Source organism: Micromonospora sp. 4G55 (genome assembly GCF_016803375.1).
Map to the genome: position 1 here is coordinate 1 of NZ_JAEVHN010000325.1, position 6,761 is coordinate 6,761.

A 6,761-nucleotide genomic window follows, 5' to 3' on the forward strand; every position below is an offset into this window, starting at 1 on the left:
CGCAGGGGGCGCGGGCCCGACCGGGAGCGGGCACGGGATGTCGGGTCGGGCGCCTACCCGTCGGCCTAGCGTCGAGGCACACGGGAAGGAGACCAGGTGCTGGAGCGGCTGAACGAGGCCATGGCCCACATCGAGCGGCACCTCGACCAGCGGATTGAGGTCGCCGAGCTCGCGCAGATCGCCCTCACGTCGGAGTACCACTTCCGGCGGATGTTCTCCGCGCTGGCCGGCATGCCGCTGTCCGAGTACGTCCGCCGCCGCCGGCTCACGGTGGCCGCGGCCGAGGTGACGGCCGGCGAGCGGACGCTGCTCGACATCGCGGTTCGACACGGGTACGGCTCGACCGAGGCGTTCACCCGGGCGTTCCGCGCGCTGCACGGGATCGGGCCCGGCGAGGCCCGGCGGACCGGTGCGGCGCTGAGCTCCCAGCAGCGGTTGTCCTTCCGCCTCGTCGTCGAAGGGAGTGGCAGCATGCGTTACCGCGTGGTGGAGAAGCCGGAGTTCCGGCTGGTGGGCCGGCGGGCCCGGGTGCCCCTGGTGCACCAGGGGATGAACCCGGCGATCGTGGAGTTCATCCGGGGCATCCCGAAGGAGACCGTCGCCCGGATCGCGGCCCTGTCGGACCAGGAGCCGGCGGGGATCGTCAACGTCAGCGACAAGGTGGCCGACGACCGGGCCGAGGGCAGCGAGCTGGACTACTGGCACGGGGTGGTCACCGGCGCTGACGCCCCGGCCGACCTGGACTCGACGACCGTGCCGGCGGGGACGTGGGCGGTCTTCGAGACCGCCGGCGAGTTCCCGGCCGCGGTGCAGGAGCTGTGGCGGGACGTGTTCACCCAGTGGTTCCCGTCGAACGCCTACCGCAGCCGCCCCGGGCCGGAGATCTCCCGGAACCGGCTCTCGGCGGACGGCACGCGGGTGGACGCCGAGCTGTGGATCCCGGTGGAGCGGGCCGCGGCCTAGTGCCGGCTGCCGGCCAACTGGTCGCGCAGGCTGCCGCGCTGCACCGCGCGGCTGATGTCGCTGGGCGAGACGATGCCGACCAGCCGCTGGTCGGTGACCACCAGCGCGCGGCCGTCGGCGCACTCGCTGAGCCGGGGGAGCAGGTCGTTGAGCTGCTCCTCCGGCCGGGCGAGCACCAGGTCCTCGGCTCGGCAGGAGACCTCGGCCAGGGTGGTGCTGCCCCGGCGGTCGGCCGGGATGCCGCGTACCCGGTCGAGGGTGACCAGGCCGACCGGCCGGCCCTCCTCGGTCAGCGGCAGCGTCGAGTGCCGGTACGCGAACAGGTAGTGGTCGACGAAGTCGGCGACCGTCATCTCCGCCGACGCGGTCTGCGGCTGCGGGGTCATCACGTCGCCGACCCGTACCCCGTGCAGGGCGCTGCCCATCCGGGCCTGGCGTTCCTCCGCCCCGGCCGCGCCGATCAGGAACCAACCGATCAGCGCCAGCCAGAGCCCGCCCACCCCGAAACCGGTCAGGAACTGCACCAGCCCGAGGCCGATCAGCAGCGCGCCGAGGACCCAGCCGGCCCGGGCGGCCACCACGGAGGCCTTCGTCCGGTCGCCGGTGGCCTTCCACACCGCCGCGCGCAGCAGCCGGCCGCCGTCCAGCGGCGCGGCCGGCAGCACGTTGAAGATCGCCAGCAGCACGTTGATGCCGGCCAGCCAGGCCAGCGAGCCGAGCAGCAGTCCGCGCTGCCCAGCCAGCGCGAGCACCACGGCGATGCCGCCGAAGAAGAGCCCGAGCAGCAGGCTCACCAGCGGCCCGACCCCGGCGATGCGTAGCTCCGCGCCCGGGTTCTTCGCCTCGCCGCGCAGCTCGGCCACGCCGCCGAAGAGCCACAGCGTGATCCCCTCGACGTGCAGGCCGTTGCGCTTGGCGACGACCGCGTGGGAGACCTCGTGGGCGAGCAGGCCGAAGAAGAAGACGACCGCGGCGGCCAGCCCGGCCAGCACGTACGCGGCCGTGGAGCGGCCCGGGTACGCCTGGGGGAACTGGTTGGCCGACAGCGCCCAGGCGATCAGCAGGAAGATGACCAGGACGCTCCAGTTGACCCCGACGGGTACCCCCGCGATCCGGCCAAGCCGGAAGCTCGCCCTCATGCCCGGGTCATACCCGGCCGACGCCGTCCCATGCCAGGAGCGGGCGTCACCACCGGGGCGCCTCGCCGACGATCGCCGGCGAACGGGTGGTGGCCATCTCCACCGCCCAGTCCAGCGCGCGGTCGGCCACCTTCTCCCAGCCCGGCTCGCCCACGGTGAAGTGCGACCGCCCGGGGAACTCCTGGTAGTCGGTGACCGCCCGGGACTTGCGGTACAGGTTGGCGTTCGACTTGACCAGGGCCGGCGGCGACACGTGGTCCGCGCCGCCGGCGATCAGCAGCAGCGGCGCCCGGTCGTCGCGCCCGTTGTCCACCGTCGCCGCCGAGCGGGCGTCGAGGTTGGCGAACGCGCCCTCGAAGAGCACGTGCCCGGCCGCCGGCACGGCGTACCGCTGCCAGGCCCGGTCGGACTCCTCGCGGGTGAGGGTGTTGCCGAAGGCGTACCGGAACTGCTCGGGCGTGAACGGCACGGCCCGGTGCCGGTTGCCGGGGCTGCGCAGCACCGGGTACACCGACCGCAGGGTGCTCACCGGCAGCCGCACCACACCCCTGGGCGCCGCCGGGGCGATGGCCACCGTGGCCGCGCCGAGCCCTCGGTCGAGCAGCACCTGGGCGACCAGCCCGCCGAAGGAGTGCCCCATGATCAGCGGCGGGTTCGGCAGCTCCCGGACGATCGCCGCGTAATGGTCGACGACCTGCCCCAGGGTCAGCCCGGCGAGCGGGGCGGGATCGTCGCGCAGCGCCTGGACCTCCGCCTCCATCCCCGGCCAGGCGGGGGTGTGCACCTGGAAGCCGAAGGCGCGGTAGCGCCGCGCCCAGTGCTCCCAACTGCGTGAAGTCATCCACAGGCCGTGGATCAGCACGATCGTGTCGACCCGTCCGGTCGGCGCGGTGCCCATTGGCGTACCTCCCCGGTGTGCGCGGACCCGGCGGCATACCCACCGGACGGCACCGGAACCGGCGGGGGCTGACATTTGTCATGGGCGGGTCGTGACGCCGGGGCCGGGACGCGGCCCCGGTGCGGCCCAGGATCGATGTCCCGGGACGAGGGTCAGGCGGTGGGCGGCGGGGTGGACAGTTGCTCGACCACCACCAGCGGTGTTCCGGGGGGCAGCTCGGCGAGCAGTTGCCGCTGGGCGCTGCGGGTCAGCCGGATGCAGCCGTTGGTGGCGTTCTTGCCGAGCGTGTCGTCGTTGTACCAGCTGTGCAGGCCGATGTGCGCGCCGCGCAGGCCGGTCGGCACCGCCTCCGGGTCGTCGGGTATCGCGCCGAGGGCGAAGATGTCGACGCCGCCGTAGACCGCCTGGGGCGGTGGGGTGCGGCCGAGGACGAAGGTCCGACCGAGCGGGGTGGACTGGCCCGGCATCCCGAGGCTGACCGGCCAGGAGTGGGCGGCCCGGCCGTGCCGGTACCAGGTCAGCCGGTGCGACCGGCGCTCCACCACGAGCTGGTCGCGCAGCGCGACGGTGCTCCAGCCGCCCGCCGGCAGCCAGGCGATCCGCCGGTTCGCCGACGGCAGCAGCACCGCCGTCCAGCCCGTGCGGTGCTCCACCACCGGCATCGTCACCTCCACGCCGCTGATGGTCGGGGCGAGCAGGGCCAGCGGGCGCCCGCCCGGGGCGTCGTACGCGGCGATCCGCCGGGTCGGCGTCAGCCCCTCGGTCAGCGGGGTGGTGTCCTGCGGGCGCGGGTCGGCGGGAAAGCCGGTGGGCGCCGGGTCGTAGTCGACCACCGGCAGACCGTCCGGGGCGGGCGCGCGGCGGGCACCGACTCCTCGGGGGTCGGCTCGACCGTCGGCTCGCCGGTCGGCTCGGCGGTCGGGACGGCCGGTGCGACCCGGGCCGGCGGCGCGGACGTCTGGTCGTGGCGCAGCGCCGAGTTGACCAGCAGCGCGAGTGCGAGCACCGCCGGTACGCCGAACGCGGCGGTCAGCCAGGCGATGCCGAAGCGGGACGTCAATCGCTCAAAGAACACAAAACTACTCTAAAGGACAGAAAACGCGAAGGGCTCCCGCCCGGCGGAACTGCGCCGGACGGGAGCCCTGTCGGAACGGGTCAGGACAGCTTGGCGCCGACGTGGATGGCGACCGCGTCGTGGGCCGGGATGTTCGCCGCGAACCAGCCGTTGGCGTCCACCGTGATCACCGGCCCGGAGCAGGAGCCGTTGGCGTAGTCGCCGTGGATAACGTCGCAGTACCGGCCGGCGGGCAGCCCGGCGTAGTAGGACCGGCCGGTGATCGCCGAGCCCTCGTCGTTGATGGTCAGGTAGCCCTTGCCGGCGCGGCTGAAGGCGATGTGCTGGTAGCCGTTGTCGTACCAGTTGGCGACCGCGGCGCCCTGGGTGGCGTTGTGGAAGGCGACCATGTTGGCGACGACCCGCCAGCGGTGCTCGCACTCCCAGCCGGAGTAGCAGGTGGTGTTCAAGGTCTTGTTGTTGGCGTCCGAGGGCGGACCCTGGTCGCGGGAGCTGAAGGTGTAGCTGGACATCACGGTCGGCGCCCCGTACGGCCAGGCCAGCATGAACGCGTTCGCCAGGGCGTAGACGGCGCCGTTGCGGTAGGTCAGCACGTTGCCGTCGCGCTGGGTGTCGTGGTTGTCGACGAACACCTCGGCCGAGCCGCTGGGCAGGTAGCCCCACGCCTCGCCGAAGTTGCGCAGGTACGCCAGCCGCTCGTTGTTGAACATCCGGGCCAGGTCCTTGCCGTACCGGAACTCGTGCACGTCGCCGTTGCCGGTGTACTCACCCGGGCCGATCGGCTCGCCGGCGCCGTAGATGACCTCCTGCACGAGGTACGCGGAGCGGGACAGCTTGCCCTTGATGGCGGCGATGTCGGCGGCCGGCATGTGCTTGCTGGCGTCCAGCCGGAAGCCGTCCACCCCGAGGGCGAGCAGGTCGTTCAGGTACGCCGCGATCTTCGACCGGACGTAGTCGGACTCGGTCTTCAGGTCGGCGAGGTTGACCAGCTCGCAGTTCTGCACCTCGTACCGGTCGTTGTAGTTAACGATGTCGTCGCCGCCGTTGCGGCCGCAGTGGTGGAAGTCCTGCGTCTGGTAGGTGCCCGGGTAGTCGTAGTGGCTGTACGCCGAGCCGGCCCAGCCGGTGCCGGGGGTGTCCTGGCCGGACATGTGGTTGATCACCGCGTCGACGATGACCTTCACGCCGGCGGCGTGGCAGGTGTTCACCATCGACTGGAACTGCGCCCGGGTGCCCTTGCGCGACTCGATCCGGTAGCTGACCGGCTGGTACGCCAGCCACCACTGGTTGCCGCGGACGTGTTCCTGAGGCGGCGAGACCTGGACGTAGCCGTAGCCCTTGGGGCCCAGCACGTTGGTGCACTCGCTGGCCACCGACGGCCAGTTCCACTCGAAGAGCTGGACGATGACGTTCCTGGCGCCGGAGGGCGCCGCGGCGGCCGGGGGAGCCGCCACGGTGGTGGGGACGAGCAGGCTGGCGAGCACGCCGAGGGCGAGGATCGCCGAGCGGCATCGACGTCGATGCATCGGAACTCCCTGGGGGTCGGGGGTGGTGGCGACGCGGGGGAGGGGTTCGCCTGACGGCTTCTTGCAGCCAGGCTGAAATTTTCGGAAAGGTTACAAGCGTGTTGCAACAACTGTCAATGGATGGACATGCGTCGTTGCGCTGGGCGCTACACGCGCCCCGGGCCGGGACGGTTCGACGGATCGCCCGAGAAATTCGCCACCCGCACTGATCCGTACGGCCCGGACGTCCGTACTGGATGACGGAGCAGGTCGGCCGGTGGTGGTGCCGCCGTGAGTCGCGATCGAGGAGCAGATGGGCCGGGCAAAGCAGAACCAGAAGGTGACGACCGTCCGGACCACCACCAGCAGCCGTGGTGTCCGGACCACGTCGAAACCCGCGATGGCACTGCTGATCGGATCCGCGCTCGCCCTGATGTGGGCCGGTGTGGAACTCAGCGGCGCCGGCGGGTCGATGTACTCGTACGGCTTCTTCTTCACCGAGTTCTTCGCCGGGGTGGTCGCCCTGGTCGCGCTGAGCCTCACCGTGATGATGGGGCTGCTCGCCACGGACCGGCTGGTGCTGAAGATCCCGCACCGGGTGCTGCTGCAGTCCGCGCACCGGGCCACCGGCGTGCTCGGCGTGGCCGGGCTGGTCTTCCACGTCATCACCAAGGTCGCCATCGGCCGGGCCGGGCCGACCGACGCCGTGGTGCCGTTCGTGGGCGGGCGGGGCCTCTACGTCGGGCTCGGCACGGTCGCCGCGTTCCTGATGGTGAGCGTGCTCTGGACCGGCATCATCCGGGTCCGCTTCGCCGGCGTCGGTCCGAAGTGGTTCTGGCGCGCGCTGCACTCCATGGCGTACGTCGCCTGGCCGTTCGCGCTGCTGCACGGCCTCAACGCCGGACGCGCGGCGAAGCCCTGGGTGACGCTGAGCTACCTCGCCTGCGTGCTGCTGGTGGTGGCGGCGCTGCTGGTGCGGCTCTCCGTCCACCTCGGCAAGCGCAGCCGGGAGCAGCACCAGGCCGCCGCGATCAACAAGGCGATGGCCGGCCGGGCGACCGACGAGGGCAAGGGCCGGACGCTGCTCGCCGGCCTCGGCCGCCGCAAGGCCGGTGCCGAGGAGAAGGACGTCCGGGGCGGCTGGGCCGAGACCACCGTCGCCGCGTCGTGGACCGCGCCCA

Annotated in this window: 6 protein-coding genes and 1 pseudogene; 2 read left to right on the plus strand and 5 right to left on the minus strand. The window is 72.4% G+C overall.

All coding sequences use genetic code 11. The features are described 5' to 3' along the window. The first annotated feature begins 96 nt into the window (after window positions 1-96). Window positions 97-963, plus strand: a complete 867-nt coding sequence (locus JNW89_RS22930; RefSeq protein WP_238450451.1) for an AraC family transcriptional regulator — start codon at window positions 97-99, stop codon at window positions 961-963. On the opposite strand, the gene JNW89_RS22935 is transcribed toward JNW89_RS22930, so the two are convergent. The 5 genes from JNW89_RS22935 to JNW89_RS22955 form a co-directional block, all read right to left on the minus strand. Further along, the gene (locus JNW89_RS22935; protein ID WP_238450452.1) at window positions 960-2,102 is read right to left on the minus strand and encodes a site-2 protease family protein; all 1,143 of its coding nucleotides are present in this window, start codon (window positions 2,100-2,102) and stop codon (window positions 960-962) included. The two genes, JNW89_RS22930 and JNW89_RS22935, sit on opposite strands and share 4 nt — an antisense overlap. Before the next feature lie 46 nt (window positions 2,103-2,148). Next, the gene (locus JNW89_RS22940) at window positions 2,149-3,000 is read right to left on the minus strand and encodes an alpha/beta hydrolase (protein WP_238450453.1); all 852 of its coding nucleotides are present in this window, start codon (window positions 2,998-3,000) and stop codon (window positions 2,149-2,151) included. Window positions 3,001-3,152: 152 nt separating this feature from the next. Next, window positions 3,153-3,833 (minus strand): L,D-transpeptidase, encoded by a 681-nt coding sequence (locus tag JNW89_RS22945; protein ID WP_238450454.1) that lies wholly within the window; start codon window positions 3,831-3,833, stop codon window positions 3,153-3,155. After that, the gene (locus tag JNW89_RS22950) at window positions 3,764-4,075 is read right to left on the minus strand and encodes a hypothetical protein (RefSeq protein ID WP_238450455.1); all 312 of its coding nucleotides are present in this window, start codon (window positions 4,073-4,075) and stop codon (window positions 3,764-3,766) included. Before JNW89_RS22950 ends, JNW89_RS22945 begins: the two co-directional genes overlap by 70 nt. Window positions 4,076-4,155: 80 nt before the next feature. Beyond that, the gene (locus JNW89_RS22955) at window positions 4,156-5,601 is read right to left on the minus strand and encodes an alpha-amylase family protein (RefSeq protein WP_238450456.1); all 1,446 of its coding nucleotides are present in this window, start codon (window positions 5,599-5,601) and stop codon (window positions 4,156-4,158) included. A 292-nt stretch (window positions 5,602-5,893) separates the two neighbouring features. On the opposite strand from JNW89_RS22955, the pseudogene JNW89_RS22960 reads away from it, so the two are divergent. Continuing rightward, window positions 5,894-6,761: pseudogene (locus tag JNW89_RS22960) on the plus strand (hypothetical protein); the annotation flags it as partial.

Bases quoted from the DNA above. Each gene is read 5' to 3' on its own strand.
- JNW89_RS22935 (WP_238450452.1), bottom strand. From the start codon at position 2,102: ATGAGGGCGAGCTTCCGGCTTGGCCGGATCGCGGGGGTACCCGTCGGG.
- JNW89_RS22940 (WP_238450453.1), bottom strand. From the start codon at position 3,000: ATGGGCACCGCGCCGACCGGACGGGTCGACACGATCGTGCTGATCCAC.
- JNW89_RS22955 (WP_238450456.1), bottom strand. From the start codon at position 5,601: ATGCATCGACGTCGATGCCGCTCGGCGATCCTCGCCCTCGGCGTGCTC.